General features: G+C 74.0%; 14 protein-coding genes. 1 reads left to right on the forward strand and 13 read right to left on the reverse strand.

Annotation, left to right across the window (positions count from 1 at the left end; translation table 11 throughout):
* Positions 1 to 31: 31 nt before the first annotated feature.
* From AADR41_RS10355 to AADR41_RS10395, 9 genes are all read right to left on the reverse strand, one after another.
* Positions 32 to 820, reverse strand: coding sequence for a 4'-phosphopantetheinyl transferase family protein (locus tag AADR41_RS10355; RefSeq protein WP_342281036.1), 789 nt, complete (start codon positions 818 to 820; stop codon positions 32 to 34).
* Between the two features lie 35 nt (positions 821 to 855).
* Entirely contained in the window at positions 856 to 2,232 is a 1,377-nt protein-coding gene (locus AADR41_RS10360; protein ID WP_342281037.1) for a nucleotide pyrophosphatase/phosphodiesterase family protein, read from the reverse strand.
* Complete coding sequence (gene eboE / locus AADR41_RS10365; RefSeq protein WP_342281038.1) at positions 2,229 to 3,410, reverse strand: metabolite traffic protein EboE; 1,182 nt, start codon at positions 3,408 to 3,410, stop codon at positions 2,229 to 2,231. Before eboE ends, AADR41_RS10360 begins: the two co-directional genes overlap by 4 nt.
* A gap of 12 nt (positions 3,411 to 3,422) precedes the next feature.
* The gene (locus AADR41_RS10370; protein ID WP_342281039.1) at positions 3,423 to 4,280 is read right to left on the reverse strand and encodes a TatD family hydrolase; all 858 of its coding nucleotides are present in this window, start codon (positions 4,278 to 4,280) and stop codon (positions 3,423 to 3,425) included.
* A gap of 53 nt (positions 4,281 to 4,333) precedes the next feature.
* A complete protein-coding gene (locus AADR41_RS10375; RefSeq protein WP_342281040.1) occupies positions 4,334 to 4,993 on the reverse strand; it encodes an EboA domain-containing protein in 660 nt (219 codons plus the stop codon).
* Positions 4,990 to 5,871 (reverse strand): sugar phosphate isomerase/epimerase family protein, encoded by an 882-nt coding sequence (locus tag AADR41_RS10380; protein WP_342281041.1) that lies wholly within the window; start codon positions 5,869 to 5,871, stop codon positions 4,990 to 4,992. The genes AADR41_RS10375 and AADR41_RS10380 overlap by 4 nt, the downstream gene beginning before the upstream one ends.
* Positions 5,868 to 6,899 carry an SCO3242 family prenyltransferase gene (locus AADR41_RS10385; protein WP_342281042.1) on the reverse strand — a complete coding sequence of 344 codons (1,032 nt, stop codon included), beginning with the start codon at positions 6,897 to 6,899 and terminating at the stop codon, positions 5,868 to 5,870. Before AADR41_RS10385 ends, AADR41_RS10380 begins: the two co-directional genes overlap by 4 nt.
* The gene (locus tag AADR41_RS10390; protein WP_342281043.1) at positions 6,896 to 8,083 is read right to left on the reverse strand and encodes an inositol-3-phosphate synthase; all 1,188 of its coding nucleotides are present in this window, start codon (positions 8,081 to 8,083) and stop codon (positions 6,896 to 6,898) included. Before AADR41_RS10390 ends, AADR41_RS10385 begins: the two co-directional genes overlap by 4 nt.
* Before the next feature lie 99 nt (positions 8,084 to 8,182).
* The gene (locus tag AADR41_RS10395) at positions 8,183 to 8,974 is read right to left on the reverse strand and encodes a Tat pathway signal sequence domain protein (RefSeq protein ID WP_342281044.1); all 792 of its coding nucleotides are present in this window, start codon (positions 8,972 to 8,974) and stop codon (positions 8,183 to 8,185) included.
* A 269-nt stretch (positions 8,975 to 9,243) separates the two neighbouring features.
* Here AADR41_RS10395 and AADR41_RS10400 point away from each other — a divergent pair, with 269 nt between their 5' ends.
* The gene (locus AADR41_RS10400; RefSeq protein WP_342281045.1) at positions 9,244 to 10,245 is read left to right on the forward strand and encodes a hypothetical protein; all 1,002 of its coding nucleotides are present in this window, start codon (positions 9,244 to 9,246) and stop codon (positions 10,243 to 10,245) included.
* Positions 10,246 to 10,326: 81 nt separating this feature from the next.
* Here AADR41_RS10400 and AADR41_RS10405 read toward each other — a convergent pair whose 3' ends face one another.
* Genes AADR41_RS10405 through AADR41_RS10420 form a run of 4 tightly spaced genes read right to left on the reverse strand, consistent with a single transcriptional unit; the run spans position 10,327 to position 24,797 of the window.
* Complete coding sequence (locus AADR41_RS10405) at positions 10,327 to 11,787, reverse strand: MFS transporter (protein ID WP_342281046.1); 1,461 nt, start codon at positions 11,785 to 11,787, stop codon at positions 10,327 to 10,329.
* Positions 11,784 to 12,806 (reverse strand): ornithine carbamoyltransferase, encoded by a 1,023-nt coding sequence (locus tag AADR41_RS10410; RefSeq protein ID WP_342281047.1) that lies wholly within the window; start codon positions 12,804 to 12,806, stop codon positions 11,784 to 11,786. Before AADR41_RS10410 ends, AADR41_RS10405 begins: the two co-directional genes overlap by 4 nt.
* A 4-nt stretch (positions 12,807 to 12,810) precedes the next feature.
* Positions 12,811 to 19,701, reverse strand: coding sequence for a condensation domain-containing protein (locus AADR41_RS10415; RefSeq protein WP_342281048.1), 6,891 nt, complete (start codon positions 19,699 to 19,701; stop codon positions 12,811 to 12,813).
* On the reverse strand, positions 19,698 to 24,797 hold the full coding sequence (locus AADR41_RS10420; protein ID WP_342281049.1) for an amino acid adenylation domain-containing protein: 5,100 nt from the start codon (positions 24,795 to 24,797) through the stop codon (positions 19,698 to 19,700). Before AADR41_RS10420 ends, AADR41_RS10415 begins: the two co-directional genes overlap by 4 nt.
* Between the last annotated feature and the right edge of the window lie 62 nt (positions 24,798 to 24,859).

Here is a 24,859-nt window from a genome sequence, read left to right on the forward strand (position 1 = left end):
GATGGGGTGTGTTGCGGCGCGAAGCCCGCTGTCACACCGGGGCGTGGGTGTGGACCGGGCCCAGGGGGCCGGCCTCCGGGCGGGCCAGCGAGGCCGCCCAGCGGTCGCCGATGTCGACGTCCATCACCTGCCAGTGCGATTCCTCGCCGCGGTAGCGGTGCACCACCCGCACGGGGCCGTCCTGCGCCGGACTGACGTCCAGCGTGTTGAGCGGCATGCCCAGCAGGCCGAGGCCGACGGCCTTGACCACCGCCTCCTTGCGGGTCCAGGCCCGGTGGAAGGCGGCGTCCCTGGCTGGGCCCGGGGGCAGGCCGAGGACGTGTGCGCCCTCCGAGGCGGTGAGGACCACCTCGGCCAGGCCGGCCGGTTCGACCGGTCTGAGGGCCTCCACGTCGACGCCCACCCAGTTGCCCGCCCGTACCGCGAGGGCTCCGGCCCCCGCCGTGCGGGACAGGCTGACCGCGAGCGGGACCGGCGGGTCGGAGACGGCGGGCGGGCCGTGCTCCCGGTCGCCGCAGCCGGGGCAGATCCGCCGGCCGAAGCCGACCTCCCCCGGTTCGACGCCGAGCAGCGCGGCCACGGCCCGCCGGGCACCGGCCCTGGTGGCGGTGAACGCGGCGGCGTCCGCCTCGGCGTGGAAGCGCTGGGCCCGGCCCCGCTCCACCTCGTCGAGAACGGCGTAGTCCGCCGGGTCGGTCCGTGCGCCGAGCGGCCACCACCACACGTGGATCTCACCCGACTCCTGCATCCGGCCGACCGTTTCGAGCGCCGGTCGGGGTATGCGCACCTCGCTGATCGCGGTGTTCCGCCGAGGTGTCATCTGGCCTCCTCTCGATCCTTTCGATACGGCCGGTCTCAGGCCAGTCCGTTGAGGCGCAGGAGTAGATCCTTCACCTCGGTGGCGTGGTAGCGGTCCCGTTCCTGCCCCGGGTCGGAGCACAGCAGCAGCGGCCCGTCCCGGTGGTCCTGGGGCAGCCGTCCGTGGCTGCCCTTGACGTGGGCCGGGTCGAGCGGCACCACGGTGAGCGGTGCGCGCATTCCGGCCTTCTTGCGCAACAGGGTGAGTGCTGCCTTCGCCTTCACCGCCTTGTCGGCGGGGTCGAAGAAGAGTTCGGCCGGGTCGTAGCCCGGTTTGCGGTGGATCTCGACGCCGCGCGCGAAGTCGGGGGCGCGGGTGTCGTCGAGCCAGTAGTAGTACGTGAACCAGGCGTCCGGTTCGGCGACGGCGACCAGCTCCCCCGCGTTGGGGTGGTCGATGCCGTAGGTGGCCTGTTCGGTGCGGTCCCAGATCTCGTCGACGCCCTCGGTGTGCTTCAGGACGTCGCGGACGCGCGGGATGTCGGCGGGGTCGGCGACGTACACATGGGCGGCCTGGTGGTCGGCCACGGCGAACGCGCGGGAGGTGCAGGGGTCCAGGTACTCCATGCCGCGCTGGCTGTACACCGAGAGGAGTCCCTCGCGGCGCAGTGCGCGGTTGATGTCGACGGGCCGGGTGACGGGGCTGATGCCGTACTCGCTGAGGGCGACGACGGTGGTCCCGCGGTCGCGCAGGTCGTCCAGGAGCGGGGCGAGCGCGGCGTCGGCCTCGCGGGCGGCGCGGACGGCCCGGGGGCTGTCGGGTCCGTAGCGCTGGAGGTCGTAGTCGAGGTGGGGCACGTAGATGAACGACAGATCGGGGCGGCGGGTGTCGGCGACATGGCGGGCGGCGCCGGCGATCCATCGGGTGGAGGCGATGGAGGCGGTCGGCCCCCAGTAGTTGAAAAGGGGGAACTCGCCCTGGCGGGCGGTGAGTTCGTCGCGCAGCCCGGCCGGTTTCGTATAGCAGTCGGGGGATTTGCGGCCGTCGTAGTGGTACACGGGTCGCGGCGTCAGTACGGTGTCGACGTCCGCGCCCATGGCCCACCACCAGCACAGGTACGCGGTGGTGTGCTCGGGGTCCTGCTTGCGGGCGGCCTGCCACACCTTCTCGCCCCCGACGAGGGCGTTGTGCTGGCGCCACATCATGACCTCGCCGTGGTCGCGGTGGTACCAGCCGTTGGCGACGGCCCCGTGGTCGCGGGGCAGCAGGCCGGTGGTGAGGGTGGCCTGGACGGTGGCGGTGACGGCGGGGAAGACGGTGTCGAGGCGGGCGGTGAAGCCCTCCTGGCCGATGGCCGCGACGTGCGGCATCTCGCCGAGCAGGCGTGGGGTGAGGCCTACGGTGCACAGCACCGCGACCTGGCGGTCGGTCATGGCGTGGCTCCGGCCTGCTCGGTGAGGCCGAGACGGAGCAACTCGCCGTACGTCCACTCCAGTTCGGTGGCGATTCCGGCGGCGATGCCGGCCGACCCGGTGGGCCGGAGTCCGGCGGGCAGTACGTCCCAGGTGTACGTCTCGACCTCGACGTGGTCGGTGAGGGCGCGCTCACCGCCGAGCGTCGCCCGCAGGGTCTCCTGGAGGGAGGCGCTGGTGTTGCGCAGCGGCGGCTCGGGCTGGTCGTGCAGGGGTACGTGGTAGTGGATGCGCCAGGGCGCGTCGCCGGGCAGGGCGCCCGCGAGGGCGGGGGCGAGGTCGTCGGAGCCGTGCAGGGTGCCGTCGGGGCCCTGTTCGCGGACCTGGTGCAGGAAGCGCGGTTCGGCGAAGGGGCGCAGCGCCTCGCGGGACTCGGGGTCGGCGGGGGTGTCGGCGACGAGGGCGGAGGACGCCTGGAGCTTGACGATGGGCACGCCTTCGGCGACGAGGGCCGCGACGGCGCTTGACGGGTCCTCGTGCTGGACGGCGAGGTGGCAGGCGTCCAGGCACAGGCCGATCCAGTCGTGGTCGGCGCCGGCGATGGCCTGGGCGGCCTGGGCGGTGGTCTCTGCGACGCAGCCGGGTTCGGGTTCCAGGCCGACGCGGATGGTGCGGCCGGTCTCGGCCTCGATCTGCTTGAGTCCGGCGGCAAGGTCGTCGAGGTGCCGGGCGGCGGTGGAGCGCTGCACGCCGGTCCAGGGAGTGCGCCAGGCCAGCGGCAGGGTGGATATGGAGCCGCGGGCGGCGTCCTCGGGGAGCAGTCCGGCGAGCACCTTGGCGAGGTTGAGGGTGTAGGTCAGGCGGGACGGCTCGGACCAGTCGGGGAAGTACACGCCGCGTTTGACGACGGGGGTGTGGAAGCCGCGGTAGGGGAAGCCGTTGAGGGTGACGGTCTCCAGGCCCCGGGAGGTCAGGGCCCGGCGCAGCGCGGCGGTGTCGGCCGGGTGGTCGGCGAGGTGGTGGGCCACTTCGGCGGGGAGCCAGAGGCCGAGGCCGACCAGGTCGGTGCCGAGGTGCTGGCGTACCTGTTCCGCGTGGTCGGCGAGCTGGGCCGTGATCCCGTCGAGGGTCTCCGCCGGATGCACGTTGGTGCAGTAGGCGAGGTGGATGGTGGTGGAGTCCGAGTGGTGCAGACGCATGATGTATCGACCTCAACTGCCGCCGCGGGCGATCGAATTTCCGGCGTACAGCCCCGCGGCCTGCACATCGTTGTAACCGTCCAGGTCAAGCCTGCCCGACTGCCCGTAGAACGTGAGCGGGTTGCGCCACATGACGCGGTCGACATCATCCTCGTCGAATCCGGCTTCGAGCATGGTTTCCGCGGTGATCCTGGTGAGCAGGGGATCGCTGTGTCCCCAGTCCGCCGCCGAGTTAACGAGCATGTGCTCCGTTCCGTACTTTTTGAGGATGTCGACCATCCGCTGCGGGGTCATCTTGGTGTCCGGATAGATGGAGAACCCCATCCAGCAGCCGGTTCCGATCACCTCGGTGACGGTTACCTCGTTGAGATGGTCGAGGACGACGTGACCGGGGTCGATGCCGGACTCCTCGATGACGGCCAGGGAGCGGGCGGTGCCGCCGGCCTTGTCGCGGTGCGGGGTGTGGACCAGTGCGGGCAGCCCGAACTCGACGGCGAGGCCGAGCTGTGCGGCGAAGGCGTGCTCCTCCGCCTCGGTCATGGTGTCGTAGCCGATCTCCCCGACCGCTACGACGGAATCCTTGGCGAGGTAGCGCGGCAGCAGGTCGAGGACCGGGGTGCAGCGCGGGTCGTTGGCCTCTTTCGGGTTGAGTCCGATGGTGCAGTGGTGCCGGATGCCGAACTGGGCGGCGCGGTAGGGCTCCCAGCCGAGCAGGGCGTCGAAGTAGTCGGCGAAGCTGGCCGGGTGGGTACGTGGCTGGCCGAGCCAGAAGGCCGGTTCCACCAGGGCGCGTACACCTGCGTCGTACATGGCCCGGTAGTCGTCGGTGGTCCGGGACGTCATGTGGATGTGCGGGTCGAATATACGCATGGCCGATCTCCGTCGGGTGTGTGGCCCGGCTCCGTTGCGGGCCGGGGTGGTGCTCAGCTGTCGTGGGTGGCGACCAGCCACAGGTCGGCGGGTACGGTGCGGCCCGCCGCCCGGCGCTCGGTCGCGAAGCCGACGGCCATCCGGGCCAGCTCGGCGTCCCGGCGTTCGTGCAGGCCGGCCACCTTGGCCAGCGGGATCCCGGTGAAGAGGCACTTCAGGACGGCCTGGCGCCAGCGGTACTGGTCGAGGTGGACCCGTGCGTAGGGACCGAGTGCGGCGGCGATGAGCCGGTTGTCGTTGGTGCGCAGCGCGTCGTCGGTGAGGTGGACGGCGGACGGTCCGAGCGGCAGGAAGGGCAGGGCGCACAGGACGCCGCGCCGCTCCGCCGCATCGCCGTTGCGGTAGCGCTCCGTGGCTTCCTGCGCCAACTCCGTTCCTTCGAGCTCCAGTTGGCCCAGGAGCCTGGTGCGTACGCCGTCCTCGACGCTCCAGCCCGCCCAGCCGGGCAGCCTGCCCCGGCCGTAGACGCGGCCTGCGGCGGGGAAGCGGCTGTCGAGGGCGGCCGGACCCTGTTCGGCGACGGCCGCGAGGTCCTGGGCGAGGCGGGCGCGGTGCTCGTGGTCGAGGGCCGAGCCGAGGCCCTCGGTGAGGGCGCGCAGGGTGAGGGTGTGGTGCACGGTGGTCGGTGCCGCCGTGATCGTCGGTGCTGTCATACCGGTTCGGCCTCCTTCGACAGGGCTGCGGTGCGCAGGAATTCGATGCTGTGGCGGGCGGTCGCGGTCGCCGCGTGGCTGTGCCTGGGCAGCTCCACCGAGACCAGCCCCCGGTACCCGGCGGCGGCGAGGGCACGCAGTACCGGCGGGAAGTCGATCTCGCCGTCGCCGAACGGCAGGTGTTCGTGGACGCCGCGTCGCATGTCCTCGATCTGGACGTGGGCGAGGCGGTCGGATGCCAGTTCGACGCAGCGGGGGACGCTGTGGGGTTCGAGGCACCGGCAGTGGCCTATGTCGAGGGTGAGGCGGAAGCGGTCGGGGAGGCCGAGCTCGTGGTGCAGCCTGCGGTAGCCGGCGAGGTCGGCGACGAGCATGCCGGGCTCGGGCTCGAAGGCGAGGTCGATCCCGGTGGCGTCGGCGTGTGCGACGGTCTCGGCGCAGCCGTCGACCAGCCGCTGCCAGGCCTGTTCCGGGGTGGTGCCGGGGTCCGGGGTGCCGCTCCAGAAGTGGACGGCCCCGGCACCGAGTTCGGCGGCGATGCCGATGGCGCGGCGCAGCAGTCCCAGGCGCAGGTCACGGCCCTCGGGCTCGGCGGAGAGCAGGGTGGGGCGGTGCTTGCGCCAGGGGTCGAGGAGGTAGCGGGCGCCGGTCTCGACGACGACGGCGAGGCCGGTGGCGTCCAGGGCGCGCCGGGTCTCGGCGATCCGCCGGGGCAGGTCGTGGGCGTAGGGGTCGAGGTGCTGGTGGTCCAGGGTGAGGGAGACGCCCCGGTAGCCGAGGTCGGCGAGGACGCGCAGCGCGTCGGGCAGCCGGTGGTCGGCGAAGCCGTTGGTGCCGTATGCGAAGCGCAGGTCGGAGGGGTCCGGGAGGTGGCTCATGTCGAGGACACCTTCCGGGCGAGCCGTCCCACCAGGGGCAGGGCGGCGACCAGCGGCAGGGCGAGCAGGGGTGCGCCGGCGCGGGCGACCAGGGTGGCCTGGAGCGGCAGCAGGGCGTGGATGCCCGCGCCGACGGCGGCGCGGACGCGCGGGGCGGAGGGGTCGCGGACGACGGCGCTCTGGGCGCGGGCACAGGTGCCGGCGTAGGTGGCGAGGGCCGCGCCGGTCACGAGGGCGTCGACGGGCCTGCGGGCGGCGGGCGCCTCCGGTGTCCCGGCGGTGGCGAGCAGCGCGGCGACGGATCCCGCGGCAGGGGCGCCGAGGTGGGCGCCGTCCGTCGCGACGGAGAACAGCCGCGCGGCGGTGGGTGGTTGGGCCGCGTGCGTGGTTGCGGCGCGCGGCCCGGAGGCGGCCAGCAGGTGGGCCGCGCCCGCGCCGGCGATCGCGGTGGTCGTCGCCAGGGACAGCTTCGGCTCGCTCGTGGGTGCTCCGTCGACCTCGTGACGGCTGAGCCGGGTCACCGCGAAGGTGTGCGCGGCGACGGCGGTGGCGGCCGGGAGGGCGGCGGCCGCGCGGCCGGGGCCGGTGCCGTGCAGGACGTCCAGGGCGCGGGCGGCGGCCATGGCGGCCGGGCCGAACGGGGTCGATTTGAGGCCGAGGTCGTAAGCCCAGACGGCGGCGGCCAGCGGCAGGGTGCGCCGGAGCAGGGTGCGGCGGCCACCGGCGAGTGCGGCGAGGCCGAGGCCCGCGCCGGTGAGGCCGATGGCGGTGGCGAGGGCGGCGCTCGGGGTGAGCCGGCCGGACGGGATGGGGCGTTCGGGGCGTTCGGTGGCGTCCTCGGCGCGGTCCGCCCAGTCGTTGAGGGCCATGCCCGCCCAGTACAGGGCGACGGAGGACGCGGCCATACCGGTGGTGCGGCGGATGCCCGGGCGGCCCGCCGCGAGTGCCCCGGCGACGACGTCGCCGGGGACCGTGATCGCGGCGGGGGCCCGGACCAGTTCCGCGTAGGTGCGCAGGGTGGTGTTCATCGCGGGGTGCCGATCGCGGCCGGGACCGGGGCGTTCGCCCAGGCGGTCAGGGCCTCGTACTGGAGGGTGAGGTTGTGCTCGCGGGAGCCGGCCGGGTCCTTGAAGAAGAAGCCGAGTGCGGTGAGCGCGCCGGATTCGCCGCGGCGGCGGCCGTGGGCGGCCAGCCGTACGAGGTCCAGGACGAGCGGGGCGGCGAGGGCGGAGTCGCAGCCCTGCCAGGTGAACTGCATGGACATCCGGACGCCGAGGAAGCCCTCGAAGGAGATGTGGTCCCAGGCGGTCTTCCACTCCCCCATCTCGGGGACGTTGTCGATGTGGACCTGGCCCTGGACGGGGTGGCCGACGGTCTCCTCCAGGCTGCGCTGCTTGGACTCGGTCTTGCTGCGGGCGGCCTCGGGGTCCTGGAGGGTGGCGCCGTCGCCACCGCCGAGCAGGTTGGTGCCGGACCAGGAGCGCAGGCGCAGGGCGCGCTGGGTGAACATCGGGGCGAGCGCGCTCTTGACGAGGGTCTCGCCGGTCTTGCCGTCGCGCCCGGCGTGCGGGACACCGCAGGCGCGGGCGAGCTGCTCCAGGGCGGGCAGCGAGGCGCCCGCGGACGGGGTGAAGTTGACGTAGGCGCAGCCGGCCCGGAAGGCGGCGTACGCGTACAGGGAGCTGGGCGGCAGCAGGTCGGTGCTGGTGGCGAGGACCGCGTCGAGCTCCGTGAGGTCGAGGAAGGCCGGGTCGGGGTCGGGCAGCGGCTCGGTGGAGGAGACGTTGACGACGACGACCTGTTCCAGGGCGTGCCGTTCGCGGAAGGAGACGATGTCCGCGGCGAAGCGCGCGGCGGCCTCGGACTGGGGCTCGCCGGGCCGCTGCGAGCCGTCGCGGATCTCGCGATCGGCTGCCTCCAGGGCGCCGCGCACGCCGTCGAGGAGGGTGGCGGGCAGGACGCCCGCACCGGCGAGTTGCCCGGCCCTCGCCGTCAGTGGGACGGACACGATGTCGTGCCCGCCGAACACGAGGTCGGCGAGGGCCGGGAGCGATGCGTCGCGGAACGGGGGAAGGTCCGTGACGCATCCGTCACAGGAGGCGCTGCCCGCGGCGATCGCGGTGGCGCCGACGGTCGCGGCCGTGGCGACCGAGCCTCGTGCGCCGATCATCCAGACGCCGATGCGGGGTGAAGTTCCGGTCGTGGCTCGCATGGTGGGCTGTGCCTCCTGAGTCGTACGGGGAGTGGGGTGCGGTCCCGGGGCGTGTGCGGGCACGCCCCGCGGACGGGCGGCGCCGCGTTCGGCGGCCTCCTAGAACTTGCCCATGTCGACGGGGTACGGGTAGGTGTCGAAGGCCGTGTCGAGCTGGTCCGGGCTGCGGTGCAGCCACTTGCGGGTGACGCCGTGCACGGTCCGCCGGGGCAGGCGCTTGTTGTCGTTCGCGTCGATGACCGGCTGGCCGATGGACTGGAGCTCCCAGGCGACGCCGGCGAGCCGGTTGATGTGCGTCCACCACTTGACGTCGATGTCCAGGAGCCGGAAGCCGGCCAGGAAGGGGTTCCAGCGGTGGTAGGCGTGGGTGAAGTCCGGCGGCGTGAAGTTCATCATGTGGACCTTCTCGCCGGCCTTGCGGCGCGGGTCGAACAGGACGCCCTGGCCGAAGTCCTGGAAGGAGCGGACCAGTGCCTCCGGGGCGTTCCCGTAGTACTCGCGGTAGACGTCGCGCTGGGCGTTGGAGAGCAGCACGAAGGCGTCGCGGTTGGGGCGGATGAGCTCCAGGTAGCTGCGCGGGTAGCGTCCGCCGGAGCGGGTGGCGGCCCACGCCGAGTCGACCTTGGTGAAGCCGCCGAGCGGCTTGACGATGGCGTCCACGGCCTCGACGGCTTCGGGCGCCGGGTTGAAGTAGAAGCGCTCGTCGTACTCGTACCAGAACTCGTTGGCGCGACGGTCGCCGACCATGCCCGGGACCTCGGGGAACTCGCTGCGGGACCGGCCGTGTGCGGAGGCCGGCAGGGCGCCGGTCACCGTCACCGCGGCCGCCGCCCCGGCGATGCCGGCGGCGGCCCTGAGGACGCCCCGGCGGTCCATGGTGTTCTGCGGCATCGGTGGATCTCCTTCATCAGTGGGCGGTGCGGGGGATTGCGGTGATGGGACGACTCTCGCGGGCCGGACTATGTGGGTCCTATAACCGCTCAGGCAGGGTGTATTGCCTGGTCAAAGGGGGTACGAGCGGTCCCGAAGCCACCGCGATGCCGGGACGATATGGCAACGGATTACGTTCTTCCGGAAACAGATGTACGAATCACTACATCGTTTTTCGGCCATTCAAGCGGCCAGTACCAGTCACTGTCCCCACCAGTGAAGGAGTCACTGTGGTCACGCTCACGAGCGCCCGGGTCCATCAGAAGGACACCGGCGACAACGGGGGCATCCCCCGATTACACGGCCCCCTCGCCTGGTGCGCGGGGGCCATGGCACTGCTCGCGGTGACAGCCGCGGGCGGCCTGTTCCTCGACGGACGCACCGTGCTGGGTGAGGGGGTGTGGCTCAAACCCCTGAAGTTCGCGGTCTCCTTCGGCCTCTACACGATCACCCTGGCGTGGATGATCGGCCGGACGGACCGCTGGCGGCGCACCTTGCGCAGACTCGGCACCGTCACCGTGGTGCTGTTCATCGTCCCGGAGATATCGATCATCACGTTCCAGGCCGTGCGGGGCGAACGCAGCCACTTCAATGTGTCGTCCACGCTCAACGACGTGCTGGTCAAGGCGATGGGCGGCGCGGCGTACATCGGCTGGGCCATGACCCTGCTGCTCGGGATCTTCCTGTTGTGGCAGCGCAAGGTGGACCGGCCGCTGGCCTGGGCCATCCCGATCGGGCTGTTCGTCTCGCTGGCGGGCATGTCGATCGGCTATCTGATGACCACCCCCACGGCCGCGCAGCAGCGGGCCCTCGACGCCGGGGAGCATCCGGTCACGCTCGGCGCGCACAGCGTCGGGGTGCTGGACGGCGGTGCCGGTCTGCCACTGACCGACTGGGCGACCGGTGGCGGGGATCTGCGGGTGGCGCACTTCGTGGGTCTGCACGCGCTGCAGCTGCTGCCACTGGCCGCCGTGGGTCTCGGGATGCTCGCGGGAAGGCTGCCGTTGCTGCGCGGCGAGGGTACGCGTACGGCCCTGATCGTCGTCGGGGGAGCCGGCCACGCCGGGCTCACCGCACTGCTGTTGTGGCAGGCGGAGCGGGGTCAGCCGCTGCTCGAACCCGACCGGCTCACGCTCACCACCGCCGCCTGGCTCGTCGGCGCGGTCGTGGTGGCGGTCGCCGTGGTGCTCGCCACGGCGTCACGTGACCGGCGCGAATCGCCCGGGGGCTGACGCTCCCGGCACGGACGAGGAGGGGGCCACCGCGGCTGCGGTGGCCCCCTCCTTCGTCTGCGCGACCCGCCGGGCGTCCGGTCAGTCGGCCGTCGCGAACGGCCCCCGGCGCAGGGCCGGGGAGATCAGCGCGGCGAGGGCCGTCACGGCCATCGCGAGGCTGAGCCCCAGGATCGTCCGGGTCGGACCGAGGCCCTCCAGCGCGAAGCCGGCCGCGACCGGTCCCGCGGCCATCGCGCCGCCACCCACCAGCATGGCCAGGGAGTTGGCCCGTCCCCGCATGCTGTCCGGTGCGATCCGGACGAGATAGACCCCGCCCGCCACGTTGAACACACCGCCCACGTAACCGCTCAGCGCGAAGATCGCACCCAGCGCGTAGGGGTCGCGGAGCACGGCGACGGGGACCATCAGCAGCGCCCACACCGCCAGCCCGCCGATCACGAGGGCTCGCATCGAAAGCCGTTCGGTCCACCGGCCGCCGCTGAGCGCACCGACCAGACCGCCCGCCCCGCTGAGCGAGAGCACGACGCCCACCTGGAACTCGGTGCCGCCCGCCGACTGGATGCCGGACATCACCGCCAGGTTGAGCCCCTGGAAGAGGATGTTGGAGACGGCGACGGCGGCCATCACGGCCCGCAGGAAGTGCTGGCGCCACATCCAGACGAGACCGGCCCGGACCTCGGCGGCGAGCGCCGTCCGGGGCGCGTCCTTCCGTTCCTGCTGAAGCTTTCCGCGTACTCCGAACAGGCAGGCCACGGCGGCAAGTTGACCGGCGGCTGCCGCCACGAACGGAAGCGCGGAGCCGAGTGTGACCAGTCCGCTGCCCAGCGGCTGGCCCGCGATGGCGGCCCCGCGGGTGCGGGCCTCGTTGCCGGTCATGGCGGCGCCGATCTGCTCGGGCGGCACCACGGCGGGCACGGCGGCCCGCTCGGCCAGCTGGAACAGCACGCCGAGGGTGCCCTCGACGAACGCGGCGGCCAGCAGCGCCCACAGCCAGACGTGCCCGCTCAGGAGGAGCGCGGCGACCACACCGGCCACCGCCGCCTGGCCGAGTCCGGTCGCCAGCATGATGCGCCGCCGGTCCCAGCGGTCGACGAGCGCACCGCCGGGCAGCTGCACCACGAGCTGCGGCAGCAGCAGCGCGGTCCCCACGAGTCCGGCGTCGCTGGGCGACCGGGTCGCCCACAGGACGGCGAGCGGATACGCGACGGCGGTGGCCCGCCCGGCGAGCAGCGAGAGGCCGGCGCCGCCCCACAGCAGGCGGTAGTCGCGGTTGCGCCGCAACGGCACGGGCGGCGCGGCGGTCTCCCCGTCCGGTTCCGTCACCGGTTCGGGCTGCGCGGTCGGCCGGTGCTTCTTCTCCGGTGCGGAGTCGGTCCGTTGCTCGGCCAGGAGCCACGGCAGCACCGCCGGGTCGGTCAGTTCGGTCTGTCCGGTCAGGCCACTCTGTCCGGTCGGGTCGGTCGGGTCGGTCGGGTCGGTCAGGCCGCTCTGTCCGGTCAGGTCGGTCAGGTCGGGCAGGGAGTCGGTCGCGGGTTTCATCGCGCGGCCACCAGATCGCGGTCCGTGCGGTGGGCCGCCCCGGTCACGGGCTCCCCGGCCACGGGCTCCCCGGCCACGGGCTCCCCGGCCTTCGGGGACGCCTCGGCGGTGCGGACGAACTCCAGTACCGCCATCGCGCTGTGCATCTTGTTGGTGGCCTGGGCGAAGGCGATGCTGTGCGGTCCGTCCAGCACCTCGGCCACCACCTCCTCGCCCCGGTGGGCGGGCAGGTCGTGCATGAACACGGCGCCCGGGCTGGCCTCCCAGAGGGCGGGGGTGACCTGGAACGGGGCGAAGACGTTCCGCCAGTCCGGGTCGGGCTTGCTGGTGCCGGTGGTCTGCCAGCGGGTCGTGTAGATCACGTCGTAGCCGCCGGTCAGTCCGTCCATGTCGGACCGCTCGACCAGGGTGGCGCCGGTACGGGCGGCCCGGTCGCGGGCCCGCCGCGCGATCGCCTCGTCGAGGCCGTAGCCGGGCGGGGTGCGGACCTCGAAGTGGACATCGGGGAAACGGGTCAGGGCGAGCGCGAGGGCCGCCGCCGTGTTGTTGCCCTCGCCCGCGTACAGGATCCGCAGCCCGTCGATGTGGCCGAAGTGGCGTACCAGTGTGGTGAGATCGGTGAGCGCCTGGGTGGGGTGTTCCTCAGCGGTCATGGCGTTGACGACGGACATCGTCCCCTGCTGTGCCCAGCCGCGCAGTTCGGCCTCGGGACCGGCGGTCCGGGCGACGAGGACGTCGAGCATCCCGGACAGCACCCGGCCGGTGTCCTCGGTGGTCTCGCCGGTGTTGAGCTGGAGGTCGCCGGGCCCGTAGGCGATGAGGGAGCCGCCCAGCCGCAGTGACCCGGAGGAGAAGGCGGTACGGGTGCGGGTGGAGGTCTTGGCGAAATAGACGCCGACCACCTGGCCGTCCAGCGGGGCGGGCCGCCGGGCGAGGCCGGCGGAGAACTCGGCGCCGCGGTCCACGATCCGCCGCAGCTCCGCGTCGGTGAGGTCGTCGATGGAGATCAGATGACGCATGGGGTCAGCCTTCCTGGGCCGGGTCGTGGGCCGTGCGGACGTCGAGTGCGGCGGCGAGGTGTTCCACCGTGTGGTGGCGCAGTGCGGTCGCGAGGTCGAGGGGGAGCCCGGCCCTTCGGGCGGCGAGCAGCAGGGGCGGTACGAGCAGGGAGTCGCCGCCGAGGTCCCTGAAGTCGTCGTGCACACCGACCTGTTCGAGGCCGAGCACTTCGGCCCAGACGGCGGCGAGCCGTCGCTCGGTGTCGGTGCGCGGCTCCTCGTAGGGGGCGTCGGCGGCGGTGGCGGCGCGGGCCACCAGGGCGAACCGGTCGCGTTTGCCGTTCTCGCCGAGCGGGAGCGCGGGCAGTGCCGTGACGGTCGCCGGGACGACGGCGGCGGGCAGCATCGCGCGCAGCCTCTCGCGCAGGGCGGGCACGGAGACGGTGTGTCCCTCGGCGGGCACCACCCAGGCCGCGAGGCGCTTGCCGCCGTCGGCCGCGTCGACCGCCGTGACGAGGGCTTCGCGCACGGAGGGGTCGGCGGCGAGCGCGGCCTCGGCCTCGCCGGGTTCGACGCGGTGTCCCCGGATCTTGACCTGGTCGTCGGCGCGGCCGAGGAACTCCAGGGCGCCGCCGGGAAGCCGCCGGGCCAGGTCTCCGGTGCGGTAGAGGCGGGTGCCCGGCAGTCCGTAGGGGTCGGGCAGGAACGCGGCGGCGGTGAGATCGGGGCGTCCGGCGTAGCCGCGGGCGAGCCCGTCGCCACCGAGGTACACCTCGCCGGTGATGCCGTCGGGGACCGGCCGCAGCGTGCTGTCCAGGAGCCGCAGGGTGACGCCCGGGAGCGGGGAGCCGAGGGCGACCAGGGTGTGCGGGGCGCGGGGCCGTTCGGGGGCGTGCAGGGTGTCGGCGTGCTGGAGTCCGGCCCGGACGCCGGCCGGGGCAGCGACGGGGCGCGGCGTGCTCCGGTGCCGGGGCAGGACGCGCAGCGCGGTGGCGGCGACGGTTGCCTCGGTGGGTCCGTACTCGGCGGCGAGGACCATGCCGCCGGTCCCGATGCGGGCGGCGACCCGGTCGGCCTGGGCGGCCGGGTAGGCGTCGCCCGCGCAGACGGCGAGCGCGGCCAGGGAGCCGAGTTCGGTGTCGGTCAACTGGGCTTCCAGGAGCGTCAGATGGCCGGGGGTGAGCCCGACGAAGGAGTAGGGCGCGCCCTTGAGGAGTTCGGCGCCGAACTCCCTGGGCCCGTACGACTGCGGGAGCAGCCGCACGGTCTGCCCGGTCATCAGGGGTGCGTACAGCGCGGGGATTCCGAGGTCGAAGCCGACGGAGGTGAACCACGGCGCGCCGCCGGTGCCCGCCGCCGCGTACTGCTCGACCGCCCAGTGCAGGTAGTGCGAGAGGGAGCGGTGGCTGATCTCGACGCCCTTGGGGGTGCCGGTGGAGCCGGAGGTGTGCAGGACGTACGCGAGCCGGTCCGGGTCGTGGGCGGTGGCGGGCCGGGCGGGTACGGGGGTGTCGGTGAGGTCCTCGGTGACCAGGAGGGGGATGTCGCCCAGGCGGGCGGCGTGGCGGCGTTCGGTGACCGCGAGAGCGAACTCGGCGCCGGCGATCCGGGCATCGGGGGTGCAGGGGTCCACGGGCACCTGCGCGGCGCCCGCCTTCCAGACGCCCAGGAGTGCGGCGACCAGGTCGGGGCCCCGGTCCAGGAGCACCGCGACGCGGCTCTCGGGACCGGCGCCGAGGGTGCGCAGCCGGTGGGCGACGGCCTCGGCGCGGGCGTCGAGCGCGGCGTAGGAGAGAGTGGCGCAGGAGTGGGTGGCGGACGCGAAGGAGAGGGCGGGGGCGGTCGGGGTCCGGGCGGCCTGCGCCTCGAACGCGCCGAGCACGTCGTCGGGGGTGTCGGAGTGCGGCAGGGCGGGTGCGGCCAGGGCGGCCCGCTCGTAGGTGTCGGGGTAGGAACCGCGGGCGTCGCCGTCGGTTCCGGTGCGCGCCATGTCGGCGAAGACGGCGGTGTAGAGCGCGGCGAGGCGCTTGGCGCGGCCCCGGGAGAGGGTGCGGGTGCGGGAGGCGATGGACAGGTGGCCGCGCACGGGGGTGCCGACGACGAGCCGGAACTCGTTGGGGCTGTCGTCGCGGCTGGCCATGATGTCGATGAGCTCGGTGTCGACCTGGTGGAAGTCCAGGTAGTGGAAGAGGACGTCGATGAGGTGGGACTCGCCGCCGGGTCTGCGCATGGCGGGCATCGGGTAGCGGCGGTGCGGCCACAGCTCGACCTCGCGGGCGAAGACCTGCTGGGCGAGTTCGCCCCAGGTCGCGGCGGTGCGCTCGTACGGGAAGGGCACCGAGTTGAGGTACATGCCGGAGACGCGTTCGGCGCCCGCCTCCTCGGGGCGCGCGTCGGCGACCATGCCGCCGCGGAACCGCTCGGCGCGGGTGAGCAGCGAGAGGACCTTGCTGTGTGCGGCGTGCAGGACGCTCTTGTAGGGGACCTCGGCGGCGGTGGCGAGGGCACGCAGGCCGGGTTCGACATCGCCGAGCGGGACGTCGATGCGGTAGCGCTCGTCGCCCTCGTCGTCGCCCTGCCAGCCGGCCGGGACGCTGAACCGCTCGTACGTGTCGACGATGTGGCGCCAGTGGTCGCGGTCGGCCGGGTCGTCCAGGGAGCGCAGTTCGCCCGCGACGAAGTCGGCGTAGCGGACGGCGGGCACCGGCGGGGCGGGCTCGGGCTCCGCGCCGGAGCGCAGTGCGCGGTAGGCGCGGAGCATCTCCATCAGCTGGGAGTGGTAGCTCCAGCCCTCGATGACGGGGTGGCACTCGGTGATGGACAGCCACCAGCTCTCGTCGTCCAGGAGGTGGACGGCCATCCGCATGAGCGGTGCGCGGGTGAGGTCGAAGAGCTCCTCGCGGTCGCGGTCGGCGAATTCCCAGAGGACCAATTCGCGGCGGTCGGCCGGCAGGTGGCGCAGGTCGTCGAAGACGCAGGGCATTCGCGAGGCGGCGTGGACGAGCTGGAGCGGCCGGGAGTAGCCGTCGAGGGCGAAGGAGGTCCGCATGACCTCGTGGCGTTCGACGATCAGGTCGGCGGCCCGTTGGAACGCCTCGGGGTCGAAGGGGAGTTCGTCGCGGATCCGGAAGGAGGTGATGTTGTGGTAGCGGTTCTCGGTGCTCTCGCCGTACATCTCGACGAGCATCCCGGCCTGGGTGAGCGAGACGGGGTAGGCGTCGGTGACGTCGGCGGGCAGCGCGGCCCGGTCCTCCTCCCCGATGAGGGCGAACCGGGCGACGGTGCCGCCCGGTCCGGCGCCGTCCGCTTCGCCGAGGGCGGCGCGCAGCCGGGCCACGGTGCGGTGCGCGAAGATGTCGCGGACGCTGGTCTCCCAGCCGGCCTCGCGCAGCGCGCCGACGAGGGTGACGGCGCGGATGGAGTCGCCGCCGAGCTCGAAGAAGTTGTCGTGGACGCCTACGGTGTCCCGGCCCAGGACGCTGGCCCAGATTCCGGCGATGGCTCCTTCGGTGGCGTCGCGGGCCTCGACGTAGTCGCCGACGGCGGTGGCGGCGCGGCCCGGGGCGGGCAGCGCGCGCCGGTCGAGCTTGCCGTTGGCGGTCAGCGGCAGGGTTTCGAGAGTGAGGTAGGCGGCGGGCACCATGTACGGCGGGAGGGTCTCGCCGACTCGGGCGCGCAGCGCGGCCGGGGTGAGGTCGTCGGGGCCGGCGCCTTCGGCGGGGACGACGTAGGCGACGAGTTCCCTGGCGCCGGGGCTGTCCTCGCGGACGAGGGCGACGGCTTCGGCGACGGCCGGGTCCGCGGTGAGCGCGGCCTCGATCTCGCCGGGCTCGATGCGGTAGCCGCGAAGTTTGACCTGGTGGTCGGCGCGGGCGACGAAGTCGAGGTTGCCGTCGGGCAGCACGCGGGCGATGTCGCCGGTGCGGTAGAGCCGGGTGCCGGCCGGGCCGTAGGGGTCGGGTACGAAGCGTTCGGCGGTCAGGTCGGGGCGGCCCGCGTAACCGCGGGCGACGCCGATGCCGCCGATCCACACCTCGCCGGGCACGCCGACGGGCAGCGGTCGCAGGTGCTCGTCGAGGACGTACATGGTGGTGTGCGGGACGGCGCGGCCGATGGGGACGAGTTCGGTGGTGACGGGTCCGTCGAGGAAGTACGCGGAGTTGCCGACGGTGATCTCGGTGGGGCCGTACTCGGCGGCGAGGCGGGTGCCGTCGGGGCCCGCCGAGGTGGTCCAGCGCTCGGCGAGCCGGGCGGTGAAGGAGTCACCGGCGGCGATGACGAGACCGGCCAGCCCCCTGATCTGCTCATCCGTCAGTTGTTGCTGGAGCAGGTCGAGATGGCCGGGGGTGAGCTTGATGAAGGCGTACGGGGCGCCCGCGGCGAGCAGGGCGCCGAGGTCGGCGGTGTCGAAGTCCTGCGGGAGCAGGTGGACGTCGCGGCCGGTCATCAGCGGCGCGTACAGGTCGGGTACGCCGAGGTCGAAGGCGATCGACGAGAACAGCGGGGCGCCACCGGGGCCGGCTTCCGCGTAGGCCCGGACGGTCCAGCCGAGGTAGTTGGCCAGCCCGTGGTGGGTGACGAGGACGCCCTTGGGGCGGCCGGTGGAGCCGGAGGTGTAGATGACGTAGGCGAGTGCGTCGAGGTCGTACCCGGTGGGCAGCGCGGCGGTGGCGGCCGCGCGGGCGGCCTGCTCGGCCGGGTCGTCGGTGACCAGGACGGTGAGGCCGCCGTTGTCGGCGACCGGGGCGGCAGATCCGTCGTCACCGGCGACCGGGGCAGTGGAGCCGTCCTCACCGGCGACCGGAGCGGTGGAGCCGTCCTCACCGGCGACCGGGACGGCGGGGCCGTCGTCACCGGCGACCGGGACGGCGGGGCCGTCGTCACCGGCGACCGGGATGGCGGGGCCGTCGTCACCGGCGACCGGGATGGCGGGGCCGTCGTCACCGGCGACCGGGATGGCGGGGCCGTCGTCACCGGCGACCGGGACGGCGGGGCCGTCGTCACCGGCGACCGGGACGGCGGGGCCGTCGTCACCGGCGACCGGGACGGCGGGGCCTTCGAAGCGGTCGGCGTAGCGGGTCTCGGTGAGGACGGTCCGGGTGCCGGTGGTGGCCAGCATGTGGCCGACGCGCTCGTCCGGGTAGCCGGGGTCGACGGGTACGTACGCGGCTCCCGCACGCCAGATGCCGAGCAGGGCGGCGACCAGTTGCGGCGAGCGGTCCAGGAGGACGGCGACGGTGTCCTCGGGGCCGATGCCGAGCCCGGCGAGCCGGCGGGCGTACTGCTCCGATTCCTCGGCGAGCCGGCGGTAGGTGTACGTGGTGCCGCCGTGGCGCAGGGCGGTGGCGTCGGGGGTGGCCGCGGCCTGTTCCAGGATGGTTTCCAGGACCGGGCGCAGGGCGGTGGCGTCGAGGGGGTGATCGGTGCCGACGGGGGTGGCCGGTCCGTCCAGGAGCAGGGCGCGCTCCTCGGGGCCGATCGGGTCGAGGGCGGAGAGCGGGGCGTCGGGGGTGGCGGCGATCTGGGCGAGGAGTCGGGTGTAGTGGCCGGCGATCCGGGCGGCGGTGGTCGTGTCGAAGAGGGCCGTGGCGTATTCGAGGCTGCCGTGCAGGGTGCCGTCGGCGCGCTCGGTGAGGTGCAGCGTCAGGTCGAAGCGGGCGATGGAACTCGCGGCGGGGACCGGCTCGGCGCTGATGCCGGGCAGGTCGGGGCCGTCGGCCCCCTCGCCGGACGCGAGGTCGAACATGACCTGGAAGAGCGGTGTGGTGGACAGGTCGCGCTCGGGCTCCAGCTCGTCGGCGATCCGGTCGAACGGCGTCTCCTGGTGGTCGAAGGCGTCCAGCACGGTGGTGCGGTTGGCGGCGAGGACGTCCCGGAAGGCCGGGTCGGCACCCCAACGGGCCCTCAGCACCAGGGTGTTGTACGCGTATCCGGCCATCTGCCGCAGTTCGGGGCGGGTACGTCCGGAGACGGCGGTGCCGACCGAGACGTCCCGCTTGCCGGTGTAGCGGCCGAGCAGGGTCTGGTAGGCGGTGAGCAGCACCATGAAGAGGGTGGCGTCGCCGTCGCGGGCGACCCTGCGCAGCGCGGTGGCGGTGGTGGCGGGGACGTCGAAGCCGTGTGTGGCGCCGCCCCAGGTGCGCACGGCGGGGCGGGGCCGGTCGGTGGGCAGGGCGAGCGGTTCGACGCCGGCGAGCTCCCGGCGCCACCGGTCGAGGCCGCGGTCGGCATCGGGGCCGTTCTGTCTGCGGGCCGCCCAGGCCGCGTAGTCGGCGTACTGGACGGGCAGTTCGGGCAGCTCCTCGCCCCGGTAGAGGGCGGCGAGGTCGGCCAGCAGCAGTGGGCGGGTCAGCGCGTCGCAGGCGATGTGGTGCATGACGACGAGCAGGACGTGGTCGTCGGGGGCGAAGCGCAGCAGCCGGACCCGCAGCGGGTGGTCGGCGGCCAGGTCGAAGGTCTCGGCGGCACCGGCCTCGGTGAAGGCGACGGCGGCCGCGTCCCGGGCGGCCGCGTCCAGGCCGGGCCGGTCGGTGACGGCGAGGTCGACGGGACCGGCCGGGTCGACGACCTGCCGTGGGTCGGCCGTGTCCAGGACGTAGCGGGTGCGCAGGATCTCGTGGCGGGCGGCGAGCGCGTCGCACGCCTGCTGGAGGGTGCCCGGCGAGAGCGGGCCGCGCAGCCGGTACGCCATCGGCAGCAGGTATTCGGGGCTCTCCGGGTCGAGCTGGTGCAGGAACCACAACTGGCGCTGCCCGGCCGAGAGTTCGAGGGGTCCGGTGCGGTCGGCGCGCGGGATCGCGGCGGTGCGGGCGGAAGTGCCGGCGCCGCGCCCGGCGCGCCCGGCGAGGCGGCGGCGCAGGAGCTCGGCGCGCAGCTCCTCCTGCGTGGGCTGCGTCGGCGCGGTGGGTGCGGTCACGGCTGGTACTCCCTGTGGGCGAGGGCGAGTTCGGCTTCGGTGAGCGTCTCTATCTCGGCCGTCACGGCCTCTTCCACGGCTTCGGCGAGCCGGGCGACGGTGGGGCGTTCGAAGACGGCGCGCAGGGGCAGTTCGACATCGAACTCCTCCTGGATGCGGGCGACGACCTGGGCGGCGCGCACGGAGTTTCCGCCACTGCGGAAGAACCCCTGGCGGGCGCCGATCCGGTGGCCCGCGACGGCGTCCGGGCCGTGCAGCACCTCGGCCCAGATCCCGGCGATGATCTCCTCGACGGGTCCTTCGGGCGCGGTGTACGGCTCGTCGGCGAGCGCGGCGGCGAGGTCGGGCGTGGGCAGGGCCGCGGTGTCGACCTTGCCGTGCCGGGTGAGCGGTACGGCGGTGAGCGGCACGAGCAGCGCGGGGACCATGTAGTCGGGCAGCCTGCGGGCGCAGTGGTCCAGGAGGGCGCTGTCGCCGGGCACGGGGGTGCCGTCGGCGGCCACCCAGTAGCCGATGAGCGCGGCGTCGGATCCGGTGCCGTGGACGGTTACCACGGCTTGGGAGACTCCGGGGTGCTCGGCCAGGACGCCCTGGACCTCGCCGGTCTCCACCCGCCTGCCACGGATCTTGACCTGGCCGTCGGCGCGGCCGGCGAACTCCAGTGTGCCGTCGGGCAGCATGCGGGCCATGTCGCCGCTGCGGTAGAGGCGGGCGCCGGGCTCGCCGTACGGGTCGGGCACGAAAGCGGCGGCGGTCGGGCCGGGTCTGCCGTGGTAGCCGCGGGCGAGGGCGGTCCCGCCGATGCACAGCTCGCCGGTCACCCCGTACGGCACGGGGGTGAGGTTCTCGTCCAGGACCCGGACCGTGCAGTGCGGGTAGGGGCGGCCGATCGGGGTGGACCGCGCGGTGTCGTGCGCGTCCCAGCGGGTGGAGGCGATGGTCGTCTCGGTGAGCCCGTACTCGTTGATGAACCGCCGCAGCCTGCGCGAGAGGTCGCGGGCGAGGGCGGGCGGGCAGTCCTCGCCGCCGGTCTTGCCGACCAGTGGGCGGCGGCCGAATCCGGCGTCGATCAGCATCTGCCAGTGCGCGGGGGCGGCCTGGAGGTGGCTGACGCCGTGCCGGTCGAGCAGCGCCAACTGGGCACGGTGGTCGCGCAGTTCGTGGTCCTGGGCGAGGACGACCCGGCCGCCCGCGACGAGCGGCATGACGAGTTCGGTCCAGGAGATGTCGAACGTGGGCTGGGCCAGGGCCAGGTAGGCGTCGTCGGGGCCCTGCCCGAAGTCCAGGTGGGCCTGGAAGGCGCGCAGGGTGGGCAGCAGGGTGCGGTGTTCGACGGCGACGCCCTTGGGGCGGCCGGTGGAGCCCGAGGTGTACATCAGGTAGGCGAGGCGGGTGCCGTCCCCGGCGGGCAGCGGCTCGGCGTCCGCCGGTGGCGCGGCGTCCGGTTCCGTGTCCAGGGTGAGGACGGCGCCCCGGTGGATCCCGGCCAGGCGGGCGGCGCCCACCGTGTCGGTGACGAGGACGCCCGCCCCCGAGTCGGCGAGCACATGGGCGATGCGGTCGTCGGGCGCGCCCGGGTCGAGCGGCACATGGGCGGCCCCGGCGTGCCAGCTGCCGAGGATCGTGGCGAGCAGGTCGGGGGTGCGGCCGAGCAGCACGGCGACGGTGGTCTCCGGGCCGGCGCCGAGCGCGCGCAGCCGGTGGCCGAGGAATTCGGCGCGCCGGGTCAGCCGCCGGTACGTCCAGGTCTCGTCGCCGCAGACGACGGCCGGGTCCTCGGGGGAGCGCCGGGCCACCTCCGCGATCGCGGTGTGCACGCCGCCGTCGGACGCTCCGGTGATGGTGTCCCCCGCTCCGGCGGGTCCCGGGCCGTGGGCGACGAGTTCGGCGCGCAGCGGGGCGGGCAGGAGGTCGGCGGTGCCCAGCCGTACCCACGGGTCGTCGGTGACCGCCTCCAGCAGGCGGGTCCAGCAGTCGGCGAACCGTTCGACGGTGGCCGGGTCGAACAGGGCGGTGGCGTACTCGGCCATGCCGAGCAGGGAGCCGTCGTCCCGGCGCTGCACGACGAACGTGAGGTCGGTGCGGGCGGCCTGCCAGGCGCCCCGGAAGGCGTCGAGGTCGCCGGCCGAGGTCGCGGTGCCGGTGCGGCCCTCCTCGTGCAGGTCGAACATCACCTGGTAGAGCGGGGTGCGGGCGGCGTCGCGGCTCTCGTCGAGCTCGGCGACGAGCCGGTCGAAGGGCAGCTCCTGGTGGGCGAAGGCCGTGCGGGCGGTGTCGCGGACCCGGACGACGGCGTCGCGGAAGGTGTCGTCGGCCGCGGCGTCGCAGCGCAGCACGAGGGTGTTGAGGAAGAACCCGACGACATCGGCGGTCTCGGGCCGCTCGCGGCCGGCCACCGGGATGCCGACCGGGACGTCCCAGCGGCCGGTGAGGCGGGCGACGAGTGTGGAGAACGCGGTGAGCAGGGTCTGCTGGAGGGTCGCCCCGCAGCTGCGGCCGAGGGCCGCGACGCGCTCGGTGAGCGCGGCCGGGAGTGTGAAGAGGTGGACGGCGCCGTGCGCGTCGCGCACCGGGGGCCGGGGCCGGTCGGTGGGCAGGTCGAGCGGGGCGATGCCGTCCAGCTCCCGCTTCCAGTGGTCGAGTTCGCGCGAGACGAAGGTGTCGGTGAGCCGGGCGCGCCGGTGGGCGGCGTGGTCGGCGTACTGCACCGGGAGCTCGGGCAGCCGGGCGTCGGTGCCGGTGTGCGCGGCCTCGGCCAGGGCCTTGAGGTCGCGTTCCAGGACGACGGAGGACCAGCCGTCGCAGGCGATGTGGTGCAGCGAGAGAATCACGTGCAGCCGCTCGGTCCCTCCGCGTACGGTCAGGGCGCGCCAGACGGGTCCGTTCTCCAGATCGAAGGGGCGGGCGAACTCCTCCTGCACGGTTGCGTTCAGCTCGGCGGCGGTGGCGGCGAGGGCGGTGCGCAGCCGGGGCGGGCGGGTGCCGGGCGCATCGGCGATCTGGACGGGCTCGGTGCCGTTCAGCACGTACCGGGTGCGCAGGATCTCGTGCCGGTCGGCGAGTGCGCCGAGGGCGGCGGCGACGGTGGCGTCGCTGTACTCGGCGGGCAGGGTGAAAAAGGCGGGGGCGTTCCACTCGCTGCTGCCGGGGCGCAGCCGGTCGAGCAGCCACATGCCCTGCTGGCCGGGCGAGAGCGGCAGGCCCTCGGGCTTGCGGGGCGCGGGAAGGACCGTTTCCGCAAGGTGGTCGTCGCCGGTCGGGTCGGCGGGGTGGCCGATCAGAGCGGCCTGGGTCTCGACGGTGGTCGCGGTGAACAGGGCGCGCAGCGGTACGCGGGTGCCGGCCGTCGCGGACAGCAGTTCGGAGAGCCGGGTCAGCATCAGTGAGGAGCCGCCGAGCTGGAAGAAGTCGTGGGTGGCGCCGATCTCCCCGGCGGGGACGGCGATCAGCTGGGCCCAGATCTCGGCGACGGCCCGCTCGGTGGCGTCGCGCACCGGTATGTGGGCGGTCTCGGTGCGGCTCTCGGCCGGGTCGGGCAGCGCGCCCCGGTCGATCTTCCCGCTGGCGGTGAGCGGCCACTCGTCGACGGTCACGAAGACGGCGGGCACCAGGACATCGGGCAAGGTGCGGCGCAGGAAGGCGCGCAGTTCGTCGGGACGGGGCGCCTCGCCACGCGGCTGCACCCAGGCGGCGAGGCGGTGGCCGCCGCCGGCGGGGTCGGGCACGGCGGCGGCGACGGCGGTGCGCACCCAGGGGTGGGCGGCGAGCGCGGCCTCGACCTCGCCGGGCTCGATCCGTACGCCGTTGACCTTGACCTGCTGGTCGAGGCGGCCGAGGTATTCGAGGACGCCGTCGGCGCGCCAGCGCACCTTGTCGCCGGTGCGGTAGAGCCGCTGTCCCTCGTTGTGCGGGTCGGGCACGAAGCGTTCGGCGGTCAGGTCCGGGCGGCCGAGGTAGCCGAGGGCGAGCCCGATGCCGCCCGCGTGGAGTTCGCCGGGGACGCCGACCGGCACGGGCCGTCCGGCCGGGTCGAGGACGACCACGCGCATGTTGCCGATGGGGCGCCCGACGGGGACGGCGCCGGTGTCCCGGTCCGGGTCCCACAGGTGCTCGGTGATGTCGACGGACGCCTCGGTGGGACCGTAGGTGTTCCAGATCCGTACGCCGGGCGCTCGTTCGAGGATGCGGCGGCACAGGTCGGCGTGGAGGGGTTCACCGGCGCTGAAGACCAGGCGCAGGGCGGTGGCCCGCTCCCAGCCGGGTTCGTCCACGAGGCGCCGGTAGACGGAGGGGACGCCCTGGAGGACGGTGACACCGTGGTCGGCGACGGCGGCGAGCAGGGTCGCCGGGTCGCGCTCGGCGCCTTCCGGCGCGAGTACGAGGGCGGCGCCGCTGATGAGCGGGGAGAACAGCTCCAGTCCGGCTGCGTCGAACCCGACGGTGGTCTTGAGCAGCACCCGGTCGGTGGGACCGAGCCGGTGGCGGTGGGCGAGCCAGCGCACCCGGTTGGCGATGCCCTCGTGCGGAACGACGACGCCCTTGGGGCGGCCGGTGGAGCCGGAGGTGTGCAGTACGTAGGCGGGCCGGGCCGGTTCGGCGACGAACTCCGGTACCGCTGTGGGCTGTTCGACGTCGGAATCCTGGCGCTGTTCGTCGGTGACGTCCTCGGCGAGCAGCAGCCGGGTGCCCGTGGGCAGCTTGCCGGCGGTGGACCGCTCGGCGACGGCCACCGGCGCCTGCGCGTCGTCGAGGACGAGGGCGATGCGGCTCTCGGGGTGGTTGGGGTCGAGCGGTACGTAGGCGCCGCCTGCCAGCCATACACCGAGGAGCCCGGCGACCAGGTCGGGCCCGCGGTGCAGGCACACGCCCACGAAGTCGCCGGGGCGCACGCCCAGGGCGTGCAGCCGGGCGGCGAACAGGGCGGCGCGCGCGCCGAGTCCGGCGTACGTGACCACGCTTCCGTCTGCGCCGATCACGGCGGGCGCGTCGGGGGTACGGGTGCGCTGGGCGGCGAACAGCGCGGGCAGCAGGGGTGCGGTCCTGGGCCGGGCAGTGGTTGCACCGGTGTACGAACCCGACAGCGTGCGGTCGTTCACAGTCTCTCCTCCATCGGGATCGGGCGGCGCGGTGGGGGTCGGGCCCGGCCTCGGATCCGGCG

It is taken from the genome of Streptomyces sp. CLV115, from assembly GCF_038448545.1.
In the GTDB taxonomy this organism is placed as follows: domain Bacteria; phylum Actinomycetota; class Actinomycetes; order Streptomycetales; family Streptomycetaceae; genus Streptomyces; species Streptomyces sanglieri.

What these genes read in the sequence shown, in the direction of transcription:
- AADR41_RS10360 (WP_342281037.1), bottom strand. Translation starts at nt 2,232, where the DNA reads ATGACCGACCGCCAGGTCGCGGTGCTGTGCACCGTAGGCCTCACCCCA.
- AADR41_RS10405 (WP_342281046.1), bottom strand. Translation starts at nt 11,787, where the DNA reads ATGAAACCCGCGACCGACTCCCTGCCCGACCTGACCGACCTGACCGGA.
- AADR41_RS10385 (WP_342281042.1), bottom strand. Translation starts at nt 6,899, where the DNA reads ATGAACACCACCCTGCGCACCTACGCGGAACTGGTCCGGGCCCCCGCC.
- eboE (WP_342281038.1), bottom strand. Translation starts at nt 3,410, where the DNA reads ATGCGTCTGCACCACTCGGACTCCACCACCATCCACCTCGCCTACTGC.
- AADR41_RS10375 (WP_342281040.1), bottom strand. Translation starts at nt 4,993, where the DNA reads ATGACAGCACCGACGATCACGGCGGCACCGACCACCGTGCACCACACC.
- AADR41_RS10410 (WP_342281047.1), bottom strand. Translation starts at nt 12,806, where the DNA reads ATGCGTCATCTGATCTCCATCGACGACCTCACCGACGCGGAGCTGCGG.
- AADR41_RS10380 (WP_342281041.1), bottom strand. Translation starts at nt 5,871, where the DNA reads ATGAGCCACCTCCCGGACCCCTCCGACCTGCGCTTCGCATACGGCACC.
- AADR41_RS10395 (WP_342281044.1), bottom strand. Translation starts at nt 8,974, where the DNA reads ATGCCGCAGAACACCATGGACCGCCGGGGCGTCCTCAGGGCCGCCGCC.
- AADR41_RS10390 (WP_342281043.1), bottom strand. Translation starts at nt 8,083, where the DNA reads ATGCGAGCCACGACCGGAACTTCACCCCGCATCGGCGTCTGGATGATC.
- AADR41_RS10370 (WP_342281039.1), bottom strand. Translation starts at nt 4,280, where the DNA reads ATGCGTATATTCGACCCGCACATCCACATGACGTCCCGGACCACCGAC.
- AADR41_RS10355 (WP_342281036.1), bottom strand. Translation starts at nt 820, where the DNA reads ATGACACCTCGGCGGAACACCGCGATCAGCGAGGTGCGCATACCCCGA.